The sequence below is a fragment of the Halomonas sp. ML-15 genome (assembly GCF_014779595.1).
Classification (GTDB): Bacteria; Pseudomonadota; Gammaproteobacteria; order Pseudomonadales; family Halomonadaceae; genus Franzmannia.
The window spans coordinates 415,221-436,491 of sequence record NZ_JACXZT010000002.1 but is presented as its reverse complement, the minus strand read 5'-3'; the positions used below and the strand labels follow the sequence as shown (position 1 = coordinate 436,491).

At 58.4% G+C, this 21,271-nt stretch carries 16 protein-coding genes, 1 tRNA gene and 1 pseudogene; 6 read left to right on the top strand and 12 right to left on the bottom strand.

The window, feature by feature from the left end:
* Positions 1 to 435: 435 nt before the first annotated feature.
* Together IEI94_RS03625 and IEI94_RS03620 are read left to right on the top strand one after the other, a co-directional pair.
* Positions 436 to 1,470 carry a DNA cytosine methyltransferase gene (locus IEI94_RS03625; protein WP_191165638.1) on the top strand — a complete coding sequence of 345 codons (1,035 nt, stop codon included), beginning with the start codon at positions 436 to 438 and terminating at the stop codon, positions 1,468 to 1,470.
* Entirely contained in the window at positions 1,460 to 3,217 is a 1,758-nt protein-coding gene (locus tag IEI94_RS03620; RefSeq protein ID WP_191165637.1) for an ATP-dependent nuclease, read from the top strand. Before IEI94_RS03625 ends, IEI94_RS03620 begins: the two co-directional genes overlap by 11 nt.
* Before the next feature lie 363 nt (positions 3,218 to 3,580).
* On the opposite strand, the pseudogene IEI94_RS03615 reads toward IEI94_RS03620, so the two are convergent.
* The 5 genes and pseudogenes from IEI94_RS03615 to IEI94_RS03595 all read right to left on the bottom strand — a co-directional run.
* Positions 3,581 to 3,715, bottom strand: a pseudogene (locus tag IEI94_RS03615) (IS3 family transposase); the annotation flags it as partial.
* Between the two features lie 6 nt (positions 3,716 to 3,721).
* A complete protein-coding gene (locus IEI94_RS03610) occupies positions 3,722 to 4,867 on the bottom strand; it encodes a DNA/RNA helicase domain-containing protein (protein ID WP_318153354.1) in 1,146 nt (381 codons plus the stop codon).
* Between the two features lie 395 nt (positions 4,868 to 5,262).
* Positions 5,263 to 6,474, bottom strand: coding sequence for a helix-turn-helix domain-containing protein (locus IEI94_RS03605; protein WP_191165635.1), 1,212 nt, complete (start codon positions 6,472 to 6,474; stop codon positions 5,263 to 5,265).
* 1 nt (position 6,475) lies between these two features.
* Positions 6,476 to 7,159 (bottom strand): hypothetical protein, encoded by a 684-nt coding sequence (locus tag IEI94_RS03600; protein WP_191165633.1) that lies wholly within the window; start codon positions 7,157 to 7,159, stop codon positions 6,476 to 6,478.
* Between the two features lie 222 nt (positions 7,160 to 7,381).
* Positions 7,382 to 7,458: transfer RNA gene (locus tag IEI94_RS03595), tRNA-Ile, on the bottom strand.
* A 140-nt stretch (positions 7,459 to 7,598) separates the two neighbouring features.
* Between IEI94_RS03595 and IEI94_RS03590 the strand changes: the two genes are divergently transcribed.
* Positions 7,599 to 8,174: a hypothetical protein gene (locus IEI94_RS03590; RefSeq protein ID WP_191165630.1), complete on the top strand. Its 576-nt coding sequence runs from the start codon at positions 7,599 to 7,601 to the stop codon at positions 8,172 to 8,174.
* Positions 8,175 to 8,183: 9 nt separating this feature from the next.
* Here IEI94_RS03590 and IEI94_RS03585 read toward each other — a convergent pair whose 3' ends face one another.
* The 6 genes from IEI94_RS03585 to IEI94_RS03560 all read right to left on the bottom strand — a co-directional run bounded on the left by IEI94_RS03585 (position 8,184) and on the right by IEI94_RS03560 (position 14,863).
* On the bottom strand, positions 8,184 to 9,998 hold the full coding sequence (locus IEI94_RS03585; RefSeq protein ID WP_318153353.1) for an ABC transporter ATP-binding protein: 1,815 nt from the start codon (positions 9,996 to 9,998) through the stop codon (positions 8,184 to 8,186).
* A 57-nt stretch (positions 9,999 to 10,055) separates the two neighbouring features.
* A complete protein-coding gene (gene nrdF / locus IEI94_RS03580; RefSeq protein ID WP_191165628.1) occupies positions 10,056 to 11,048 on the bottom strand; it encodes a class 1b ribonucleoside-diphosphate reductase subunit beta in 993 nt (330 codons plus the stop codon).
* Positions 11,049 to 11,062: 14 nt separating this feature from the next.
* Positions 11,063 to 13,216: a class 1b ribonucleoside-diphosphate reductase subunit alpha gene (gene nrdE / locus IEI94_RS03575; protein WP_191165627.1), complete on the bottom strand. Its 2,154-nt coding sequence runs from the start codon at positions 13,214 to 13,216 to the stop codon at positions 11,063 to 11,065.
* The gene (nrdI, locus tag IEI94_RS03570; RefSeq protein WP_191165625.1) at positions 13,213 to 13,665 is read right to left on the bottom strand and encodes a class Ib ribonucleoside-diphosphate reductase assembly flavoprotein NrdI; all 453 of its coding nucleotides are present in this window, start codon (positions 13,663 to 13,665) and stop codon (positions 13,213 to 13,215) included. The genes nrdE and nrdI overlap by 4 nt, the downstream gene beginning before the upstream one ends.
* Before the next feature lie 31 nt (positions 13,666 to 13,696).
* Positions 13,697 to 13,918, bottom strand: a complete 222-nt coding sequence (nrdH, locus tag IEI94_RS03565; RefSeq protein WP_191165623.1) for a glutaredoxin-like protein NrdH — start codon at positions 13,916 to 13,918, stop codon at positions 13,697 to 13,699.
* 333 nt (positions 13,919 to 14,251) lie between these two features.
* Entirely contained in the window at positions 14,252 to 14,863 is a 612-nt protein-coding gene (locus IEI94_RS03560) for a superoxide dismutase (protein ID WP_191165621.1), read from the bottom strand.
* Between the two features lie 229 nt (positions 14,864 to 15,092).
* Here IEI94_RS03560 and IEI94_RS03555 point away from each other — a divergent pair, with 229 nt between their 5' ends.
* The 3 genes from IEI94_RS03555 (at position 15,093) to IEI94_RS03545 (ending at position 20,562) form a co-directional block, all read left to right on the top strand.
* Positions 15,093 to 16,031: a helix-turn-helix transcriptional regulator gene (locus IEI94_RS03555; RefSeq protein WP_191165619.1), complete on the top strand. Its 939-nt coding sequence runs from the start codon at positions 15,093 to 15,095 to the stop codon at positions 16,029 to 16,031.
* 108 nt (positions 16,032 to 16,139) lie between these two features.
* On the top strand, positions 16,140 to 18,233 hold the full coding sequence (locus IEI94_RS03550) for a TonB-dependent siderophore receptor (protein WP_191165617.1): 2,094 nt from the start codon (positions 16,140 to 16,142) through the stop codon (positions 18,231 to 18,233).
* Positions 18,234 to 18,438: 205 nt separating this feature from the next.
* The gene (locus IEI94_RS03545; RefSeq protein WP_191165615.1) at positions 18,439 to 20,562 is read left to right on the top strand and encodes a TonB-dependent receptor; all 2,124 of its coding nucleotides are present in this window, start codon (positions 18,439 to 18,441) and stop codon (positions 20,560 to 20,562) included.
* 69 nt (positions 20,563 to 20,631) lie between these two features.
* On the opposite strand, the gene IEI94_RS03540 is transcribed toward IEI94_RS03545, so the two are convergent.
* Positions 20,632 to 21,255, bottom strand: coding sequence for an RraA family protein (locus tag IEI94_RS03540; protein WP_191165613.1), 624 nt, complete (start codon positions 21,253 to 21,255; stop codon positions 20,632 to 20,634).
* Between the last annotated feature and the right edge of the window lie 16 nt (positions 21,256 to 21,271).

The window sequence follows — 21,271 nt, the reverse complement described above, 5'->3', positions numbered from 1 at the left end:
AAGGAGGACGAAACCTCACACGAGCCTGAATCTGTTCCGATGAAAGAGCACTGACAGAAACCGGACAATCTGGATTGATGAAAAGCGGACAACCTTCACTGGCGTTGACAGCAGAGCGAGGTAGGCCATCCACGTAACATGCGCCTCATTGATCTCATGGACGAACTGAACCATAGGATGGGACGTGGTACGGTATGTAAGTGCACGCTTGGACATGCCGACGGGCGGCCCTGGATCTGCATGGCGTCAACCGTACGCATCGCTGGACGACACACTGGGATGAGTTCCCTACAGCTAGGTTTTGCTAGCAAGTCCCAGGTGGGGGCAGGCTGATGACATATTAGTACCCTTTTGCCGATAGAAAAATTAGGGTATCCTTGCTGGGCTAGCTATATAGAGAGTATAGCAGGATAAACTAGGGCTACGAAGATCGAAATGCACCAGACGAGTGAGACGCTAAATGCAGTAGACCTTTTTTCCGGCTGTGGAGGGTTGACAGAAGGTCTCAAACAAGCAGGAGTTAAGGTAATCGGCGCTTTGGAATTCGATGCCAAGGCTTGCCAGACCTACAAACTCAACCATCCAGAAGTTGAACTAATTGAAGACGACATTAGAAGAATAAGCCCCGAATGTTTTTCAAACAAACTAAAAATAGAAAAAGGGAAACTTGACCTATTAGCCGGCTGTCCTCCATGCCAAGGATTCTCGACTCTCCGAACGCGCAATAAGCGAGCCAGCAGAGATGAAAGAAACGCTTTAATCGATAACTTTCTTAGCTATGTAATACACTTATCTCCAAAATCAGTAATGCTAGAGAATGTCCCGGGACTAGAAAAGCACTATAGATTCAAACAATTCGTATCCTCTCTACGCAGAGAAGGGTATAAAGTTAGTTATAAGATATTAGATGTTTCAGATTATGGAGTAGCTCAGCGTAGAAACAGGCTGATACTACTAGCAAACAAGCTTCAAGATCCAGTCTTTGCCGACAAAATAAAGATGAAGGAAACTGTTGCCAGCATCATTGGCGGATTAGAATCACCAAGCGAAAGCAAGGATGATATACATACAATCCCCGAAAAAAGAACGAACCAAGTTAAAGAAATAATAAAAAATATTCCTAAAGACGGGGGAAGTAGAAAAGACCTCCCTGAGCACTTGGTACTTAAGTGCCACATTTCCTTTTCTGGGTTTAGTGATGTCTATGGAAGAATGAAATGGGATTCTCAATCCCCAACAATTACCAGTGGTTGCCACAACCCTTCAAAGGGAAGGTTCTTACACCCTGATGAAGATAGAACCGTAACTCTTAGGGAAGCCTCTCTATTACAAGGGTTCCCTAAAGATTACAAATTTATAAGAAAGCATGGGAAAGAGTCCTTAGGATTGATGATAGGTAACGCCTTGCCGCCACCTTTCATTAAGGCCCACGCAGCGGAAATAGTAAAGGTCATCAGGAATGCCAGCTAGAAAAGAGCCAACAGCACAGAGCCTTAATCGCTATATTGAAATAGCAACTAGATTATGCAAAAATAACAAGCTTGATAAGTATATAAAATATGCCGTATTTCCCAATTTTAAAAACCTTGAAAATGGGGCAAGGATAGACTTTAATTTCCCTGTAACAGCTATAATAGGGCCTAATGGGTCTGGTAAATCTTCAATACTACATGCTTTATATGGAATGCCATACAACTTCAGCACTAGCCGTTTTTGGTTTTCTACTACTCTGGATCCGATTGAAGAAGGGAAAAATAAAGGAGCAAATAGATACTTCTATGCTCATCTCATAAGAGATATATCAAAACACGTCGAGACCAAAAAAATAAGGCGCAAGAGAAATGAATCTTACTGGGAGCCTGCTAGGGTATCAAGACCAGATGGAATGCAAGCCATCCCTAAAGAATATACTGAAAAAGAAAGAGAATTTCGGGTAGCGGACCGGTGGTATCCTACCTTTAGAGCCCCCATTTACATTAGCTTTAAGTACCAGTTTAGTGCTTTTGATAGAGCATTCCATGTAAACAACACTGGCCTAACAATACAAGAGCGGATAGAAAAAATAAAAAAAAGTGCAACAAAAATAAGCAAAGTAATTTCTAAAGGAAAGCAATCTTATAAACCAGGCGGGGTAGAGTCCGTTTTTACCAACAGACCATTAACCGAAAGCGAGCTTATATGGATAAACCACATATTGGGAAAAAAATATGTCGGCGCAACATATTTGAAGCATCGACTTTACGAAAAAGAGAGTGGCCTAAGCATCATATTCCAGACAGAAAATGGGCAATATTCAGAAGCTTTCGCTGGTAGCGGAGAGCTAGCTGTCGTAAACTTAGTAATAAAATTACTGAATGGTGAACAAAATAGCCTAGTCCTATTGGATGAACCTGAAACATCATTACACCCTGGAGCACAAGAGAATCTTATACGTTTTCTTTTGTGGACAGTAATAGAAAAGCATTACCAAATAGTTATTTCAACGCATTCACCTACAATAACTCAGTCGCTTCCAAAGGAAGCCCTTTATGCACTCCTAGAAACGGATGAAGGGAGCACAGCTATATCTCAGGTTGCACATCCCCACATGGCCTTTCACAGAATAGGCCATATCCCCGATAATAAAAAACTTGTCATCGTCGAGGATCAATTACTTTTGAAGCTAGTTGAGGTGGCTCTCGATGAGCTATCAGACTGGCAGAAAGAAAGTATAAGCCTGGACTTACCTTCAAGCGGTGGAGATGAAATTTTTAAATATCTCTTACCCATACATGGGAAAGAAAAAAGAGAGGTTTACTATATATTAGATGGGGACAAAAAACCAAAAGTTAGCCTCGACCTTGAAAAGCTTGAAACCATGGAATCGGAAGAAATTTTCGATAAAATAAAAGAAGCATTTTGCTGCGAGCCATTACATCTCAAGTCAAATGATAAGGAAGGCTGTATGAATTACATAAGAAGAGCAAAGGAAAATGTCTTTAACATTCACATGGAATGTCCCGAAGCAATTTTTTTAGAAGCCCTAGGATATAGTGATGCCCATTCACTATCAAACCAAGAAGCCAAAGAGTTGCTTGTTGAACACCTGGATAAAGAAAAGCTTGGTTCCAGTGCCGAAATTCAACACACACTATTTAATTACCACTTAAGGAAAAATGGAGAAACCCCCCACATAAGCGATGTTGCCCAGTTCCTAGACGAAATAAGCAGGATCTAAGAATTTCTTATCCATACTCGATATAGAGTTTCGTGAAACTATCTGAGCATAATACGCTATTTTTCTAAGGCTACATATCGGGTATCATGTAATTGACTACTCGCTTGGCAATATCCCAGACCACTTGCCCCGCCATTCATAAGTCGTTGCAATCAGCAATTGAGGGTGCGGCGCCTTCTTCGGGATGTTGTGATTGAGTAACCAGCTGTAGCATTTCAGCATCCGCTTTAAATCTTCGCCTGAGGCATAACACCGAGTCGCCATATCGCTGTGACGGCCATTAAAGCTCTCCACCATGCTGTTAGCGCCGGAGCTATAAGTCCGTAAATCGCCAGAACAGATTATTGAATCGCCCCGGATATTCTAGACACCCGTCAGGCTCTGGAAATGGCGCCGCTCGTACTCGACGGATGACAGGTCATCACTCGTACTGTGGCGGCGCCTTGGGTTGTAGAACATCTCAATATAATCGAACACATCGCTCTTAGCGGCTTCCCTTCAGCGTCACCCGCTGCGCCTCATCGATGAAGAAATCGAGAAGCGTGACGCGGCCATCACCTCCTTGATCTGACTTTCCCCCAGGTTCTGATACATACCGGACTTTTCGTTCAGACGGTGCGCCTCGTCTACGATCAGGGCATGGAAGGTGTCTGGCACGGCGTTGACGTAGCTACCCGAGCCCTTGAACAGGTTATCGATGTGGGTCTTCTTGCGCGTTCCGGTCAGCTTCTTCTTGAATACCTCCCGAGGGGCCGAGTTGCGCGACACGTACTGCGTCATCATCTCGCGCCCTGTCAGCTCCACCAGCAGGTTGATGGCCACCACCGACTTGCCGGTGCCCGGTCCGCCCTTGACGATCAGGCACTGCTTGTTGCCGCTGCCTGCACGGTGTGCAAGATCAAGCGCAGTTTCATAGACCAGCTTCTGCTCATCGATCATTAGGAACTCAGTGGTGCCCTGCATCATCGATGCCAGGGCATCCGCCAGGTTCTTGCTCGGCTTGATCACACCATGCTCGATGCGATACATGATGTCGTTGCTGTCGCCGTACTTGATATGCTGGCTTAGAAACGCCGAAAGCTTCATGGCGTCCTGAGAGATGAAGACCGGCGCACGGCTCGTATGGTGCTCGTAGAAGGGGTCATTGATGGCGTCCCCCTGCTTCATATTGTGCAGATAGGCGCAGGGCACCAGGCGGATCGACTCGGAGCGTACCGTCTCGTTGTAGTCCTCAATCAGCGCGCCATAGGACCATGCTTGATACGACGGATGGTTGGTCTCGCGTACTCCGCCGCCCAGCTGGGTACGAACGATGGCGTCCTTCGTCGTCACCTCGACGGACTGCCACTGTTTCAGTTCCACGATGACCGCCGCATCGTCCCGCTGGTGGTTCTTTCCGGTCAGGATGAAGTCCACGCGGCGATTGGTCAGCGGGATGTTGTACTCGATGGCCACGCCTGCCGATGCGGGAATCCCTTCATCGAGCAGAACGCTCATCATGAAGCGCAAGGAGTTCTCCCAGGACGTCACCTCACTGCGCGGCGAGTTGCGGTTCAGCCTGCGTGCCACCTCGTTCTCTATGGCGTCGGTGATAACGTTAGCCCGCACGTCATCAATGAACTGCTGCTTGGTGGCATTGTAGACCAGCACCGTTATTAGCCCCTTGCAAAAATACTTAAATTTTCAACCGCGCCCTTATATGACTTATTAACTTTCAGTCTTCAGCCATTCGTGCCGATTTTAAACGAGATATCCGACAGCTCTAAATCACCCCATTTCTGAGGATACTGCACAAAAAACCCGCCAGAGTATGCTTCCATGAGAGGCATGGCGGGTGTGTCATCCATGATGCTGTGCTGGCCCAACCATGTCAACGGCCAGGATCGTCTGCTGAAAAGTCGTGCGTGTCGCTCGAGTAGCGCTGGAATGCCTCCAATGCGACAACGCATCAATTCGGTTTCTACTCTTCCGAGGGCTGTTGATGAGCCTGGTCAGGAGCGTCTTCACCAATAACTCTGGTGCCGAATACAGCGCGCTTCTCGACACTATTTCTGAAACGGCAGAATATCCGCCTGGGTAGCTCGGCCAGACCTCGCACCATTGCGCTTCAGCTTGAGAGGTACCACGTTATCTCCAGCGTCAGGCTGCGTACTCAGGTAACCAGGGCGCAGATTGCAAAGCATCTCGATAGTTTCTGGCGGCAGCCCAATTTGATGTGCCAGCTCAGCACGTTCAAAGATGCCGTTATCAACCAGCAGGTGAACTCCACGCATCATCAGCTTGGGCTGCTCGATTGCAAAAGCCTCATCGCCCGGCTCGCCTTTCGTCCATTTACGAGCCGAACGCCCTTTCCATAGCCTTAATTCGAGTTGTTCAGAAAGAAGTGACAAGTCACGGCAGCGTACGATCATTGAAGCAACCGAGGCCTTCCAGCGCGGCTTAAGGGAAAGCAAATTATCGAGCGTCGGCCATACCACCTCTTGGGAGAAGCTCTCGGGAGGCATCAAGAAAGCACTAGCAAACCGGTGTGCTTGCTCTTCCAAAAGATCGTAGAGCTCTTTCTTTTCATATTGCCAAGCCGGAACTCGAGAGTGAAGCACGACATGTCCAAGCTCATGCGCAGCATCGAAGCGGTTGCGAATCGCATTCGCTTTGTCCTCAGCGATAAGCACATACGGACGACCATCCAGAACTGACACATGGGAAACACCGTCCATCTTGACATGACCCAGCGTTGCACGGGTGCAAATGATCCCAGCATTCTCCATCACCTGGATAACATTTGGGATAGGAGCCGCTCCGAGCTTCCAGGTCTCGCGGCACTCCCGAGCGATTTCCTCTATTTCCTCGTCGCTAATCAGGCGGCAATCGTCGGCACCTAGCATTGGCACATTGACTTCAGGCCACTCCATCGCATCCTGGAAGAAGTCAGAGATCTCTTGCAGCCAAGCCAAATACAGCTGAGACCTTTCACGTGCCTGCTTGTGAGCAGCCGCTTGGGAACGGAAAAAATAAGGGCGAGGTTTCTCTTCGACTGCAGCGGGCACCGGCCTCAAAAACCACATGCGAGAAACATTAAACACGCAACACAGACGATCCAATGACTCGGCCTCAGGCAGCTGGGCACCTTTCTCCCAAGCCGAAACAGTACTGGAAGAGCGACCGACCTGCTCTCCCAGCTCCGTCAGGGTTAAATTGTGGACCGTGCGCAACTGGCTCAACCGCAGGCCCTGGAAACCCTCCACCCCTGTTCTCATATCACTCGCTTCCACCTTCTTCGCTTTTGTCCTCGGACTCGGCGTCGCGCATCCTATCACGCAGGGTCGGATAGGCAACATCAGGCAGCTCCCCTTCCTCATCATAGTACTGCCAGAGCTGACCTACCTCTGCCCATAGGTGATAGCGTGACCCTTGGTCACTGTAAGGAACGGCAATCACAAAACCCAACGGGCTGCTATGGTCCCCCTCAGTCCACTTAGCCGAATGTGGCAACAACAAAGCATGAAGCGAGTCATCGTTTGGACCGAAGGGGGGAACAAAGGGAGCAAACAAATCAGGATGTTGCTGCTGCAACCGTTCGTTTTCCACACGGAGGTCACGCCGAAACTTGGCCTCCCGGACCGGAGGAACCCTATCAACCGTCACGATGCTGGTTGTGATCTGTAGAGTACCGGCACGTATAAGCGCGTAGTGACCGCCGGCCGGGCGTGTGGCTCGGTTGATCACCTCGAAGCCCTCATCCTCTGGCAACCCCAGCAGAGCCTCTTGCACCATGTAGTGGTGGGATTGCGGCCCGGGACCTGCCAAAGGCACTTTCTGATAGGTAGCTTTGAGGTGACGATCACTCTTGTTGAACGCCGCCTCGATGCTCTCAAGCACCCTCTGCAGTTGGTGGCGAGGCAGTTCCTGACAGATGAAACGGCTGATTTCTTCTTGATTCACAACGGCTCCTCAGGTTGCAGGCAGCGATTTTCTGCAATACTGATTATAAGCCCGTTTTTTCCTGTTATCCAGAAAGTGAGCAGCTATCCCATTCGTTCGAGCACTAAAACCAGCAGGTGGAAGCGGCTAGCTACACCCCAGAATAACCGTGTAGACAAGATGTAGACAAAACGCGGAAAAGTGCAGCAATGGCAGCAAATAATGTGCATAAACCATTGATTTTGGTGGGCCCAGCTGGACTCGAACCAGCGACCAAGGGATTATGAGTCCCCTGCTCTAACCAACTGAGCTATAGGCCCATCGGGAGGAGCGCGTAAGCGCGGGCGTATGATAGCGAATGCCGATGGTTGAGGCCAGTGCTTCCCCTGATGCTTGCCTCATTCAGGCACTTTTCCACCAGCGGCGTGTCTGTGCAGTGTCATTGACCGGGAGACGTCATGTGAAAGCCTACCTTGCCCTGTTTGCCCTGCTCTTCGCCCTGCCCGTCCACGCCGGCTGGCAGCTCGATCCCGACCGCTCGCGGGTCGATGCGACCATTATCGAGCTGACCGACAACGGCCCGGTGGAGCACCAGCATCGCGTCCGCGAGCTGCGTGGCGATATCTCCGAGGACGGTATTCTGACGCTGCCACTGCGCCTTAACCAGACCGATGTACTGGACCGGCTGGGTCCGCTGCCGCCCTGGCTGTCCGGCATCACCGACATGCCCCTGGCGACCCTCAATACCCAGTTGCCTCCGGAGCGCCTGGACGCCCTGGATATCGGCGAGTCGATGGTCGAGACGCTGATGTTCAGCGTGCGCGCCGATGGCGGCCTGCAGCAGGAGCCGGTGGACCTGCGCTTTACCCGCGAAGACCTCAACACGGTGCGGGTCACCACTGCCGAAGCGGTGGCCCTGGATGGCCAGGAGATGATGGCCAACTCCACGGTGCGCAGCGTACTGACGATGCTCGGCTACCAGCGCATCGGCGATGAGGTGCCAGTGGTGCTGGACGCCATTCTGGTCAATCGTTAACCCCCCGCATTAAGCGAGCGGTACATCCTCGGCTCGCGCCGCGCCGGTCTGCACCCGCCACTGGGCGGCATAGTAGCCGTCGAGGTCCAGCAGCGCGGCGTGCGAGCCGCGCTCCACCACCTGCCCGCGATGCACCACCGCAATCTCGTCGGCGTGGACGATGGTCGAGAGGCGATGAGCGACCATGATCACCGTGCGGCCATGGGCGATGCGCTTCAGCGAGCGCTGAATGGCCGCTTCGGTCTCGTTGTCCACCGCGCTGGTGGCTTCGTCGAGGATCAGGATCGGCGAGTCCTTGAGCAGCGCCCTGGCCAGCGATAGCCGCTGTCGCTGGCCGCCCGACAGGCGGATGCCGCGCTCCCCCACCGGCGTCTCGAGGCCCTGGGGCAAGGCCTCGATAAACTCCCAGGCCTCGGCGGTGCGCGCCGCCTCGAGCACCTCGGCGTCGCTGGCCTCGGGCCTGCCGTAGGCGATGTTGTCGCGGATCGAGCCCTCGAACAGATACACGTCCTGGCTGACCAGACCAATGGCACCGCGCAGCGAGGCCAGGCTGACGCTCTGCACCGGCTGGCCGTCGACGCGCACCTCGCCCCGCTCGGGGTCGTAGAAGCGCAGCAGCAGCTTGATCAGCGTCGACTTGCCGGAGCCGGTGGCGCCCACCAGCGCCAGGGTGGTGCCCGCCGGCACCTCGAGGCTGACCGCCTCGACCCCGGCCCCGCTGCTGGGGTAGTGAAAGCTGACCGCATCGAAGCTCACCGCACCGCGCACCGGCTGGGCGAGCTCGCGTTCGCTCTTGTCGCGCACGGTGATCGGCACCTGGAGCAGGTCGAGAATGCGCCGGGTGCTGGCCATGGCGCGCTCGAACAGGTCGATCACCTCGGCCAGGCCGGTCAGCGGCCACAGCAGGCGCTGGGTGAGGAACACCAGCACGCCGTAGGCGCCGATATTGAGGTCGCCGCGCAGCGCCATCATCCCGCCGACGGTAAAGGTCGCCAGGAAACCGGCCAGGATCGCCATGCGGATCACCGGGATAAAGGCCGAGCTGACCCGGATCGCCCGCCGGTTGGCCTGCACATAGGCCTCACTGGCCACCCGCAACCGCTCGGCCTCGCGGGCCTCGCTGGTAAAGCTCTTGATAGTAGCGATGCCGGCGAGGTTGTTGGAGAGCCGGCTGGAGAGGTCGCCGACCTTCTCGCGCACGTCGCTATAGAGCGGCCCGGCCTTGCGCTGGAAGTAGAAGGCGCCCCACACGATCAGCGGGATCGGGGTGAAGGCCAGCAGCGCAATCAGCGGCGATATCACGAAGAACACCGCCCCCACCGCGACCACGGTAACCCCGACCTGCACCAGCGCATTGGCGCCGCCATCGAGGAAGCGCTCGAGTTGGTTGACGTCGTCGTTCATGGTCGCCACCAGCTGGCCTGAACTCCTGGCTTCGAAGAATGCCATGTCCAGCCGCTGGGCGTGCTCGTAGGTGTCCTGACGCAGGTCGGCCTGCAGCCGCTGGGCGAGGTTGCGCCACAGGATCTGGTAGAGATACTCGAAGATCGACTCGCCGGCCCAGATAAAGAAGGTGAGCACGGCCAGGATCATGATCTGCTCCTGGGGCGTGGTAAAGCCGAGCCGGGCGACGAAGCTGCGCTCCTGATTGACCACCACGTCGATGGCCACGCCGATCAGGATCTCGGGGGCGATATCGAAGATCTTGTTGATGACGGAGCAGCTGGTCGCGGCGATGATGCGCCGCCGGTAACCACGGGCATAGCGCAGCAGGCGCACCAGGGCATGGAAGCTACTGCTGCTGGAAGGCTGGGCAGGGCTCACGGGGGTTCTCTTGGCGGATGGGTGGGAAGGCCGCCCTGCGGCGGCCTGAAGTGCGGATCAGAAGGCCCAGTCTTCGTCCTCGGTGGCCACCGCCTTGCCGATCACGTAGGAAGAACCGGAACCGGAGAAGAAGTCGTGGTTCTCGTCGGCGTTGGGCGAGAGCGCGGCGAGAATGGTCGGGTCGACGTCGGTCACGCTGCTCGGGAACAACGCCTCGAAGCCGAGGTTCATCAGCGCCTTGTTGGCGTTGTAGTGGAGGAACTTCTTGACGTCCTCGGTCAGCCCCACCTCGTCGTAGAGCGACTCGGTGTACTTGATCTCGTTGTCGTAGAGTTCCAGCAGCAGCTCGTAGGCGTACTCCTTGACCGCCGCCTGGCGCTCCGGCGAGGCCTCGGCCAGCGCCTGCTGGAACTTGTAGCCGATGTAGTAGCCGTGTACCGCTTCGTCGCGAATGATCAGGCGGATCAGGTCGGCGGTGTTGGTCAGCTTGGCGTGGCTGGACCAGTACATCGGCAGGTAGAAGCCCGAATAGAACAGGAACGACTCGAGGAACACGCTGGCGACCTTGCGCATCAGCGGGTCGTCGGCGCGGTAACGCTCAAGGATCAGGTCGGACTTGGCCTGCAGGGTCGGGTTCTCTTCGCTCCAGCGGAAGGCGTCGTCCACATCCCGGGTGGTGCACAGCGTCGAGAAGATCGAGCTGTAGGAGCGCGCGTGCACCGCTTCCATGAAGGCGATATTGGCGTAGACCGCTTCTTCGTGGGGGGTGCGCGCATCCGGCATCAGCGTCGGGGCACCGACGCTGCTCTGGATGGTATCGAGCAGCGTCAGGCCGGTGAAGACGCGGATGGTGAGCTGCTGCTCCTGGTGCGTGAGGGTGTTCCACGACTGGATATCGTTGGAGAGCGGCACCTTCTCCGGCAGCCAGAAGTTGCTGGTCAGGCGGTTCCACACCTCCAGGTCCTTGTCGTCCTGGAGGCGGTTCCAGTTGATGGCATCGACCCGCGATAGGCGCGGCGCCGTGCCCTGTGCTGCATGTGCGTTGGTCATGATTCGCTCGCTTGTCAGAGGCTGCAGGAAACGCAGCCCTCTACTTCTGTTCCTTCCAGGGCGCTCTGGCGCAGGCGCACGTAGTAGAGCGTCTTGATGCCCTTGCGCCAAGCGTAGATCTGCGCCTTGTTGATGTCGCGTGTGGTGGCCGTGTCGGGGAAGAACAGCGTCAGCGACAGCCCCTGGTCGACGTGCTGCGAGGCCTCGGCGTAGGTGTCGATGATCTTCTCCGGCCCGATCTCGTAGGCGTCCTGGTAGTACTCCAGGTTGTCGTCGGCGAGGAATGGTGCCGGGTAGTAGACACGGCCCAGCTTGCCCTCCTTGCGGATCTCGATCTTGGCCGCCACCGGGTGAATGCTCGAGGTGGAGTGGTTGATATAGGAGATCGAGCCGGTCGGCGGCACCGCCTGCAGGTTGCGATTGTAGAGGCCGTGCTCCATCACCGAGGCCTTGAGCGACAGCCACTCCTCGCGGCTCGGGATGGCGATACCGGCGCGCTCGAACAGCCCCTGGACCTTCTCGGTACGCGGCAGCCACTCGCGCCCGGTGTACTTGTCGAAGAACACGCCGCTGGCGTAGTCGGAGTCGGCGAAGCCGGCAAAGGCCTCGCCGCGCTCGATGGCCAGGCGGTTAGAGGCGCGCAGGGCGTGATAGACCACGCAGTAGAAGTAGAGGTTGGTGAAGTCCAGCCCCTCTTCCGAGCCGTAGTGGATGTGCTCGCGGGCCAGGAAGCCGTGCAGGTTCATCTGCCCCAGGCCAATCGCGCGGGAGTGCGCGTTGCCTTCGGCGATCGACGGCACCGAGGAGAGGTGGCTCATCTCGGAGACCGCGGTCAGGCCGCGCACGGCAATCTCGACGCTGGTGCCGATATCGCCGGCGTCCATCACCTTGGCGATGTTCATCGAGCCCAGGTTGCAGGAGATATCCTCACCGGTGTGGCGGTAGCCGAGGTCGTCGTCGTAGAGGCTCGGCGTATTGACCTGGAGGATCTCCGAGCAGAGGTTGCTCATGTTGATGCGCCCGGCGATGGGGTTGGCGCGATTGACGTTGTCCTCGAACATCACATAGGGGTAGCCCGACTCGAACTGCACCTCGGCGAGGATCTGGAAGAACTCTCGAGCGTTGATCTTCGACTTGCGAATACGCGGGTCGTCGACCATCTCGTGGTACTTCTCGGTGACGCTGATATCGCCGAAGGGCACGCCGTAGACGCGCTCCACGTCGTAGGGCGAGAACAGGTACATCGCCTCGTTACGCTTGGCCAGCTCGAAGGTGATATCGGGGATGGTCACGCCCAGCGACAGCGTCTTGATGCGGATCTTCTCGTCGGCGTTCTCGCGCTTGGTGTCGAGGAAACGCAGGATGTCCGGGTGGTGGGCGTTGAGATAGACCGCCCCGGCGCCCTGCCGCGCGCCCAGCTGGTTGGCGTAGGAGAAGGCGTCCTCGAGCAGCTTCATGATCGGGATGATGCCCGACGACTGGTTCTCGATACGCTTGATCGGCGCGCCGAACTCGCGAATATTGCTGAGCAGGAAGGCCACCCCACCGCCGCGCTTGGAGAGCTGCAGCGCCGAGTTGATGGCGCGGCCGATGGACTCCATATTGTCCTCGATACGCAGCAGGAAGCACGACACCAGCTCGCCGCGCTGACGCTTGCCGCAGTTGAGGAAGGTCGGCGTGGCGGGCTGAAAGCGGCCGCTGATAATCTCGTCGACCAGTGCCCGGGCCAGCGTCTGGTCGCCGCGGGCCAGCGCCAGCGCGACCATGCACACGCGATCCTCGTAGCGTTCCAGATAGCGCTTGCCGTCGAAGGTCTTGAGCGTATAGCTGGTGTAGTACTTGAAGGCGCCGAGGAAGCTCGGAAAACGAAACTTGTAGGCGTACGCCTGCTCGAACAGCGACTTGATAAAGGCGCGGTCGTACTGCTCGAGTACCTGGGGCTCGTAGTAGCTCTCCTCGATCAGGTAGTCGAGCTTCTCCTCCAGCGAGTGGAAGAACACCGTGTTCTGATTGACGTGCTGCAGGAAATACTGGCGCGCCGCTTCGCGGTCCTTGTCCAGTTGCAGCTCACCCTCGGGGCCATACAGATTGAGCATGGCGTTGAGGGAGTGATAATCCAGCGTGCGGGCCGCCTCGCCTTGGCCGGCGGGCCGATGGGTCTCGCTCATGGCTGTCGTTTCCAAAACGCGTCTACTCCCTGTTGAACCCTGGCCACGTCATCCTCGGTGCCCAGCAGTTCGAATCGATATAGCAGCGGTACGCCACACTTGTCGGCGATGATGCGCCCGGCCAGGCCGTAGGCGGCGCCGAAATTGGTATTGCCGGCGGCGATCACACCTCGGATCAACCCACGGTTGTGCGGGTCATTGAGGAAGTGGATCACCTGCTTGGGCACCGCGCCCTGGGTACTACCCCCGCCATAGGACGGAGTGATCAGAATATAGGGCTGGGTGACCCGCAGCGGAGGCTCATCGCGCCCCAGTGGGATACGCCGTGCCGGCAACCCAAGCTTCTCGACGAAGCGCCGGGTATTGCCCGACTTGGTCGAGAAATAGACCAGCTCGCCTTGCGGCTGAGCAGCGCTGAGCGCTGCGTGCTGTGCTTGTGCGGCCGACATGGCAACCTCCTGAGACGAGCCTCGAGGCGATTTACGCCAGGGCTTGAATGCGGTCCGGACGGAAGCCCGACCAGTGGTCGTCACCGGCCACCACCACCGGCAGCTGACGGTAACCCAGGCCCTCTACCGTTTCGCGGGCGGCAGGGTCCTGGCTAAGATCGATAACCTCGTAGTCGAGCCCCTGCTTGTCGAGCGCGCGGTAGGTGGCGGTGCACTGAACGCAGGCGGGCTTGCTGTAAATCTCAATCTTCATGGTTATCATTCCCTTACAAAACAGGTCAAGTATCGCGTAACCGACAGTCCCTAGAATACACCACATCTGGTGAAGTCTGCCACGAAGAAATCAATATATAGTATCTATCGACCGAAATCACCCCCGCATGGGGTAGCCGGGGAAAAGGCGGTGCGGCCGCCGCTGGGGGCCACCCAGCAAGGGGCAGCACTGGCGAGACCAGTCTAGCGGCTTGAAGAAGCGCGACCTTAATGGAGATCAAGAAAGGCGGCGATCCAGGGTAGGCAAGACGCTGACAAAAGAGCGCCGCGGCCAGTTGGCCGCGGCGATCATGCTAACGCCACCGATCGGTACTTAGGCGATGGCCGCTTGATAGCGACGCTCGGCTTCGTCCCAGTTGGCCACGTTGAAGAACGCCTCGATGTAGTCGGGGCGCTTGTTCTGGAACTTCAGGTAGTACGCGTGCTCCCACACGTCCAGACCCAGCACCGGCGTGTTGCCGTGCATCAGCGGGCTGTCCTGGTTGAGGGTGTTTTCCACCACCAGCTTCTTCTCCGGGGTCACGCTGAGCCAGGCCCAGCCGCTACCGAAGCGTCCCAGGGCAGCCTTCTTGAAGGCGTCCTTGAAGGCATCGAAGCCACCCAGCTGCTCGTCGATGGCAGCTGCCACCTGGCCCTTGGGCGCTCCGCCGCCCTGGGGCGACATCATTTTCCAGAACATCGAGTGGTTGGAGTGACCGCCACCGTTGTTGATCACCGGCTGACGCTTGTCGTCGGGGAGCTTGTCGAGGCTGGCGATCAGCTCGTCGACCGGCATCTCCTCGAGGCCAGTCCCTTCGAGGGCGGCATTGAGGTTGTTGACGTAGGTCTGATGGTGACGCGAGTGGTGGATTTCCATGGTCATCGCGTCGATGTGCGGTTCCAGCGCGTCGTAAGCGTAAGGCAAATCGGGCAGTGTATGAGGCATATCTAGCTCCTCCCTTTGCTAATCGAAAAATACGGCGCTTTGCCGCGGTCCCTTATGCTAGCTCAGAATGGCCGGCCAACGCGAACCGCGCCAAGCAATATTATCACCCTTGAAGCAGCTCCTCGCCAGGTTCGCAGTGGCAGTTGCCCCACCCTATAAAAATACGAATCAACATCATTCACCCTTTGTACTACCATACCCCTCTCTCACCGAGGAGGCCTGTCACGAGATGCCAACTTCCACACTCCAGCGCTACTCTCGCGACGACTTTATCGATTACGGGCAGCGCTTCGGGATCGCCTACCACTTCGCCCGCCGCGGGCCGCTGCCAGTGGTCCAGGGTCGAGTGGAAGAGTTCACGCTACGCCCGGGCATGCGCCTGACCCACTCCGACGTCGAGGTGCTCCAGCACTACGGCTCCAGCTCGCTGCAGTCGGCCAGGTTGCTGGTGGTGATCGTGCTCGAGGGCGGCGTTAGGCTGCGCCTGGGCGACGCCGACCTGCACCTCCGCGCGGGGATGGCATGCAGCACCCAGCTGACCGGACCGGCCCATGCCCTGCATGCCAGCCAGGTGCCCGGCCAGCGCTTGCGCACCCTGACGCTGGGCCTGGAGGAGGCCGCAGCGCTACCGCAACTAGCGCTCGACTCGGCGGCGACGCCATCCGCCTGGCACCTGCCCGAGCCCCTCCAGCGCTCACTGGAGTACGCCCTGGAGGGGCAGTGGCAGGCGGGCCCGCACCGCCTGATGATGGAGGGGCTGGCGCTGCAGCTACTCGCCCACGCTCAGCACGCCGGCCCTGTCGATGCTCCTCGGCACTATGCCCCCGAGCGGGTGAATTTTTCACCCCGCGAACAGGCACGCCTCGAAGCGGTGCGCCAGCGCCTGCTGCAGCAGCCGATGGAGGCCTATCGGCTCGAGGACCTGGCGCGCCTTGCGGCGATGAGCCCGAGCAGCCTGCGCAGCAAGTTTCGCCAGTCCTATGGCCAGTCGGTATTCGACTGCCTGCGCGAACGGCGGCTGACTCTGGCCCAGGAGTATCTGGCCCAAGGGCTGAGCGTTCAGCAGACCGCCTTGCGCTGCGGCTACCGCCACGCCAGCAACTTCACCACCGCCTTTCGCCGCCACTTCGGTGTCTCGCCGCGACGCCTCACCCGCTCTCTGGCATAGCGCATAAGCATTCTGGCACGACGCAAAGGTCACGCGCCCCTCGCGATGTAATAATTCTCATTACCAGAACGAGTCGATTGCATCACTACGCCAGGGGACATCACCGCCATGTTCAAGCCGCACCAACTGTCACTCGCCATCGCCATGCTTGCCAGCGCGACCGCCATCAGCGCCTGGGGCCAAGACGGGGAGCAGGCACAGGCCCTCGACACCCTCACCGTCACCGCACAACAGGCCGCCACCAAGGTGACCACGCCCTTCGTCGAGACACCCCAGGCGGTGTCGTTGATCAGCCGCGAGGACATGGACACCCAGGGCGCGCCCACGGTTCAGCGCGCTACCCGCTACACACCGGGGGTATTCAGCAATCAGGTCGGCGCCTCCAACCGCTACGACTACCTGGTGCTGCGCGGTTTCTCCGACGGTAGCCTGAGCAACACCTTCCTCGACGGCTTGAAGGTAATGGGCGACAGCAACTCCTACAGCTCGATGAGCGTCGACCCGTGGTTCCTCGACAGCATCGAGGTGGTGCGCGGGCCCGCCTCGGTGCTCTACGGCCGCGCCTCTCCCGGTGGGGTGGTCGCCCTGACCAGCAAGCGCCCCGAGTTCGAACCCGGCGGCGAGCTGCGCCTCTCGCTGGGCAACAACCACCAGCGCAGCGCGGCCTTCGACATCACCGGACCGCTCGGCGACCAGAACCGAGTCGCCTACCGCCTGACTGGCCTCGCCAGCGCCGCCGACACCCAGTTCGGCCCCGTCGAGGAGGAGCGCTACGCCATCGCCCCCTCCCTGACCTGGGACCCCACCGAGGCCACCAGCCTGACGCTGTACGCCTATCTGCAGCAGGATCCGCAAGGCGGCTACCACTCCGGGGTGCCCTATGAAGGCGCGGTGATCGACCGCAATGGCCGGCGCATCTCCAACAACTTCTTCGACGGCGAAGAGGAGTACGACAAATTCAAGCGCACCCAGCGCATGCTCGGCTACGAGCTGGAACACCACGTCAACGATGAGTGGCGGGCGCGCCAGCGGCTGCGCTATCTCAACGCCGATGTGGTCCTGGATCAGGTCTATGGCTTCGGCTGGGCCACAGACAGCGAACTGACCCGCTACTACTCAGGCGGCGACGAGTCACTGGAGGCCTGGACCCTCGACAATCAGCTCGAAGCCGACCTCAGCGGCAGTTTCATCGACCACACCCTGCTGCTGGGCGTCGACTACCAGCAGCGCGACAATCGCGTCGACTGGCCGTCGGGCGCCTTCCCCAACCTGGATGCCTTCGACCCGCAGTACGGCGCCGAGCCCACCGCCATGTCCCCCTCCGCCCGGGAGGATCATCGGCTGCGCCAGACCGGGGTCTACCTGCAGGACCAGATGGCCATGGGCCAGTGGCGGCTAACCCTCGGCGGGCGCTACGACTGGGTCGACATCACCAACACCAACCTCGACAGCGGCGAGCGCAGCGAGCTGGACGACACCCAGTTCAGCGGCCGTGCCGGCCTGCTCTACCTGTTCGACAGCGGCTTGGCCCCCTACCTCAGCTACTCCACCGCCTTCACCCCTACCAGCTTCGTCGATGCCGAGGGCGACCTGCTGCCGCCCATGGAGGGCGAGCAGCTCGAAGCCGGCCTCAAATACCAGCCGCCCGGCAGCCAGGATCGCTACAGCGCCTCGCTGTTCCGCATCAATCAGGAGAACGTCGCCACCAAGGAGCAGCCTACCGACCCCTACCGCGCCGTAGGCGCGATCAAGTCCCAGGGCCTGGAGTTCGAGGCCTATACCCAGATCACCGATCGCTTTCGACTGCAGGCGGGCTACAGCTATACCGACATCACCTACAAGCGCAGCGACGACGGCAACCAGGGCAACCGGGCCATCTACGCACCGCGCCATCAGGCCAGCCTATGGGGGCACTACGCCGTCGACAGCGGCAGGCTCGAGGGGCTCGATGCCGGCCTCGGTGTACGTCACTACGCCGACATCCAGGCCGACCGCGCCAATACCGCCAAGCTGCCGGCCTACACCCTGGTCGACGCCACCCTCGGCTACGACCTGGGCCAGCTCGGCATCGACGGCCTGAGTGCACGCCTCAACGTCACCAACCTTACCAACGAGGAGTACGTCGCCGCCTGCAACTCGCTGGAGTACTGCTACTTCGGTGCAGAGCGCGGGGTGATGGGTAGCGTGAGCTACGCCTTCTGACATCCCGATAAACCTGGGCGACTCGTACCGCCTCAGTTGGTGCGGTGGCAATGAATAGCAAACATTATTAAAAGTCTATATGCCCTTAATTGTCGTTTGAAAAAATAAATACAAACCATTATCGTTTAAGCGGAGGAGCATAGCTCTGCATGGTCTTCGCTGAGACACCTCGACAGCCCAACACCAAGCAAGGGAAAGACCTTCCATGACCCACAAGATGCATATCGCCTGGCTGGCTCCGGTAATGCTCGGTTCCGCCCTGCCGGGGTTGGCCTTAGCCCAGGCCAATGACGAGACCACCGCCTCGCCCGATCTATCGCCGCTGGTGGTAACCGCCACCCGCAACCGCAGCCAAGCCGGCGAAACACCCCAGAAAGTCACTGTCATCACTCGCGAGCAGATCGAACAGCAGCTTGCCATTACCCAGGACCCTGGCCAGGTACTCAGCAACCTGATTCCCTCGTATTCTCCGAGCCGCCAGAAGCTCTCCAACGCCGGTGAAACCTTCCGCGGCCGCTCGCCGCTGTTCTTGATCGACGGGGTCCCACAATCCAACCCCCTGCGTGACAGTTCCCGCGACAGCTATACCATCGATCTGTCGATGGTCGAACGCATCGAGGTGATCCACGGCGCCAGCGCCGAGCACGGCCTGGGCGCCACGGGCGGCTTGATCAACTTCGTCACCCGTCGTGCCGACGGCGACGGGGTCAACCAGCACGCGGGGATAAGCGTTACCAGCGATGATGACTTCAGATCCGAAGGCCTGGGTTACAAGCTGAACTACCGCCTCAGTGGCCAGAGCGGCGATTGGGATTATCTCACCGCCATCAGCCGCCAACAGCATGGGGTGTTTTTCGATGGCAACGACGACATCGTGGGTATCGCCTATCCGGGGGAGCTGCAGAACTCCACCAGCCACGACCTGTTCGGCAAGTTCGGCTACTGGATCGACGACGACCAGAACCTGGAACTCTCTCTCAACCATTTCGACCTGGAAGAAGGTGACGATTACGTCCCCGTGGTAGGCGATCGCAGCGCCGGCATTCCCACTACTGCTCGCCGTGGCAACCCAGAGGGTGAGCCTGGTCACAACCGGGTCAGCATGGCACGGCTGGCCTACTCGCATGCCGACTGGTACGGCAATGCACTGGATGCCCAGGTCTATCGCCAGCGCTTCCGCGCCCAGTTCGCCACTACGCCATTCTTTCCTTATCAGGATGGAACGGGCAGCGTTCGCTATGACCAAACCCGCAACGAATCCGACAAGCTGGGGGGCAAGTTCACCATCAGCCGCGACGGCCTGCTCGACGACCGCCTGAAACTGACCACCGGCATCGACGTGCTACAGGACGAGACTCGCCAAATGCTGGTCCACACCGAACGCACCTATGTGCCGGAGACACGGTTCCGCAACTACGCCGCCTTCGTGCAGGGCGATATCAGCCTGACCGATTCTCTGAGCCTGCATACCGGTGTGCGGCACGAATATGCCGAACTCGATGTCGACACCTTTTCGACCCTCGACCGCAGCAATGTCACTCAGGACAATGTCAGCGTCGAGGGGGGCTCACCGAGCTTCAATGAGACCCTGTACAACCTGGGGCTGGTCTACCAGGTCACCGACTGGGCCCAGCTCTATGCCAACTATTCCGAAGGGTTCGGCATGCCCGATGTGGGCCGGGTACTGCGCGGCATCGACACTCCCGGACAGGACATCGATACCCTGCTGCAGCTCCAGCCCATCGTCACCGATAATCGCGAGATCGGGGCACGCTTCGACTGGGAGCGTTACGGCCTCGAGCTGAGTTACTACGAATCCAACTCCGATTACGGCGAGCGACTCACCGAAGAGAACGGCACCTTCGTTGGCAGCCGCGAGCGGACTGAGATCCAAGGCGTCGAGGTCACCGGCGAGATGCGCCTTGGCGACGCACACGACCTGCGCCTCTCCTATGCCCATGCCCAAGGCAAGTCGGATACCAGCGGCGACGGCCGCGTCGATACCAAACTGACCGGGATCAACATCGCTCCAGATACGCTGCGCCTGGGTTGGAGTGCAGCCTGGAGTGATCGGCTCTCCTCCCACCTGCAGGCCAGCTACTACTTCGACCGCAGCGTCGACGACCCGGAACTCGAGTTCGACGGCTACGGTTTGGTCGATGCTTCGCTGGCCTACCGTTTGCCCGCCGGCAAGCTCTCCTTCGGCATCGAGAACCTGACCGACAAGGAGTACATCACCTATTACTCCCAGTCGGCGCGGATCAGCGACGAGTACTACTTCACCGGCCGCGGACGCACCCTGACCCTCGGCTATCAACTGGACTTTTGATTCCTCGCCCCTCGGGGCCTGGCTTACTACTTGCGGCACCCTCGGGTGCCGTTTTTTTGTTGCCTCTCCTCAGCGCCACCACTCGGGATTGGAAGCCATGAACTCCTGTCGGCGCGCCGCTTCCTGTGCCTGTTTGTCGAGCGCGGGCGCCAGCAGTGCCTCCGCGCGCTCGGGAGTCAACGCATAGAGGCCATCGTCATCGCCGACGATCAAGTCACCGGGAGAGATCGCCACGCCATCAATGGCCACCGTCAGATTGACCTCACCTTCCAGCTTGAGAGATCGCGTGGTCAGCGGGCTCGCACCGCGTGAGTAGATGGGCAATCCCAGCCGTATCAGCTCGGCTGTATCGGTCACCCGTCCAGACGTCACCACGCCTGCCAGTCCCTTGCGCAGGGCCGCATAGGTCCGCAGCTCACCCCAGCAGGCGCGACGCTCGTCGCCGGCAACATCGATTACCAGCACGTCCCCTGTCTCCGCCATCTCCAATGCCTGGCGGATCACGCTGCCATCGAGGTGCGGAATACGCACCGTCAGGGCATTACCCAGTAGCCGCGTGGGACGGCGTAGCGGCGCAAGATCAGTCACCGCACCGAAGTCGGTGAAGTGTCCTAGGGTAGAGGTTGCCACCTCACGATAGCGGGCCAAAAGCTCAGGCGAAGCGCCCGCCACCCGGGGACGAATAGCGAACATGGGCAAGACTCCTTGT

Excerpts from the sequence above, each read along its gene's own strand:
- nrdE (WP_191165627.1), bottom strand. The coding sequence starts at position 13,216 with ATGAGCGAGACCCATCGGCCCGCCGGCCAAGGCGAGGCGGCCCGCACG.
- IEI94_RS03555 (WP_191165619.1), top strand. The coding sequence starts at position 15,093 with ATGCCAACTTCCACACTCCAGCGCTACTCTCGCGACGACTTTATCGAT.
- IEI94_RS03605 (WP_191165635.1), bottom strand. The coding sequence starts at position 6,474 with ATGAGAACAGGGGTGGAGGGTTTCCAGGGCCTGCGGTTGAGCCAGTTG.
- IEI94_RS03550 (WP_191165617.1), top strand. The coding sequence starts at position 16,140 with ATGTTCAAGCCGCACCAACTGTCACTCGCCATCGCCATGCTTGCCAGC.
- nrdI (WP_191165625.1), bottom strand. The coding sequence starts at position 13,665 with ATGTCGGCCGCACAAGCACAGCACGCAGCGCTCAGCGCTGCTCAGCCG.
- IEI94_RS03545 (WP_191165615.1), top strand. The coding sequence starts at position 18,439 with ATGACCCACAAGATGCATATCGCCTGGCTGGCTCCGGTAATGCTCGGT.
- IEI94_RS03625 (WP_191165638.1), top strand. The coding sequence starts at position 436 with ATGCACCAGACGAGTGAGACGCTAAATGCAGTAGACCTTTTTTCCGGC.
- IEI94_RS03560 (WP_191165621.1), bottom strand. The coding sequence starts at position 14,863 with ATGCCTCATACACTGCCCGATTTGCCTTACGCTTACGACGCGCTGGAA.
- IEI94_RS03620 (WP_191165637.1), top strand. The coding sequence starts at position 1,460 with ATGCCAGCTAGAAAAGAGCCAACAGCACAGAGCCTTAATCGCTATATT.
- IEI94_RS03540 (WP_191165613.1), bottom strand. The coding sequence starts at position 21,255 with ATGTTCGCTATTCGTCCCCGGGTGGCGGGCGCTTCGCCTGAGCTTTTG.
- nrdH (WP_191165623.1), bottom strand. The coding sequence starts at position 13,918 with ATGAAGATTGAGATTTACAGCAAGCCCGCCTGCGTTCAGTGCACCGCC.
- nrdF (WP_191165628.1), bottom strand. The coding sequence starts at position 11,048 with ATGACCAACGCACATGCAGCACAGGGCACGGCGCCGCGCCTATCGCGG.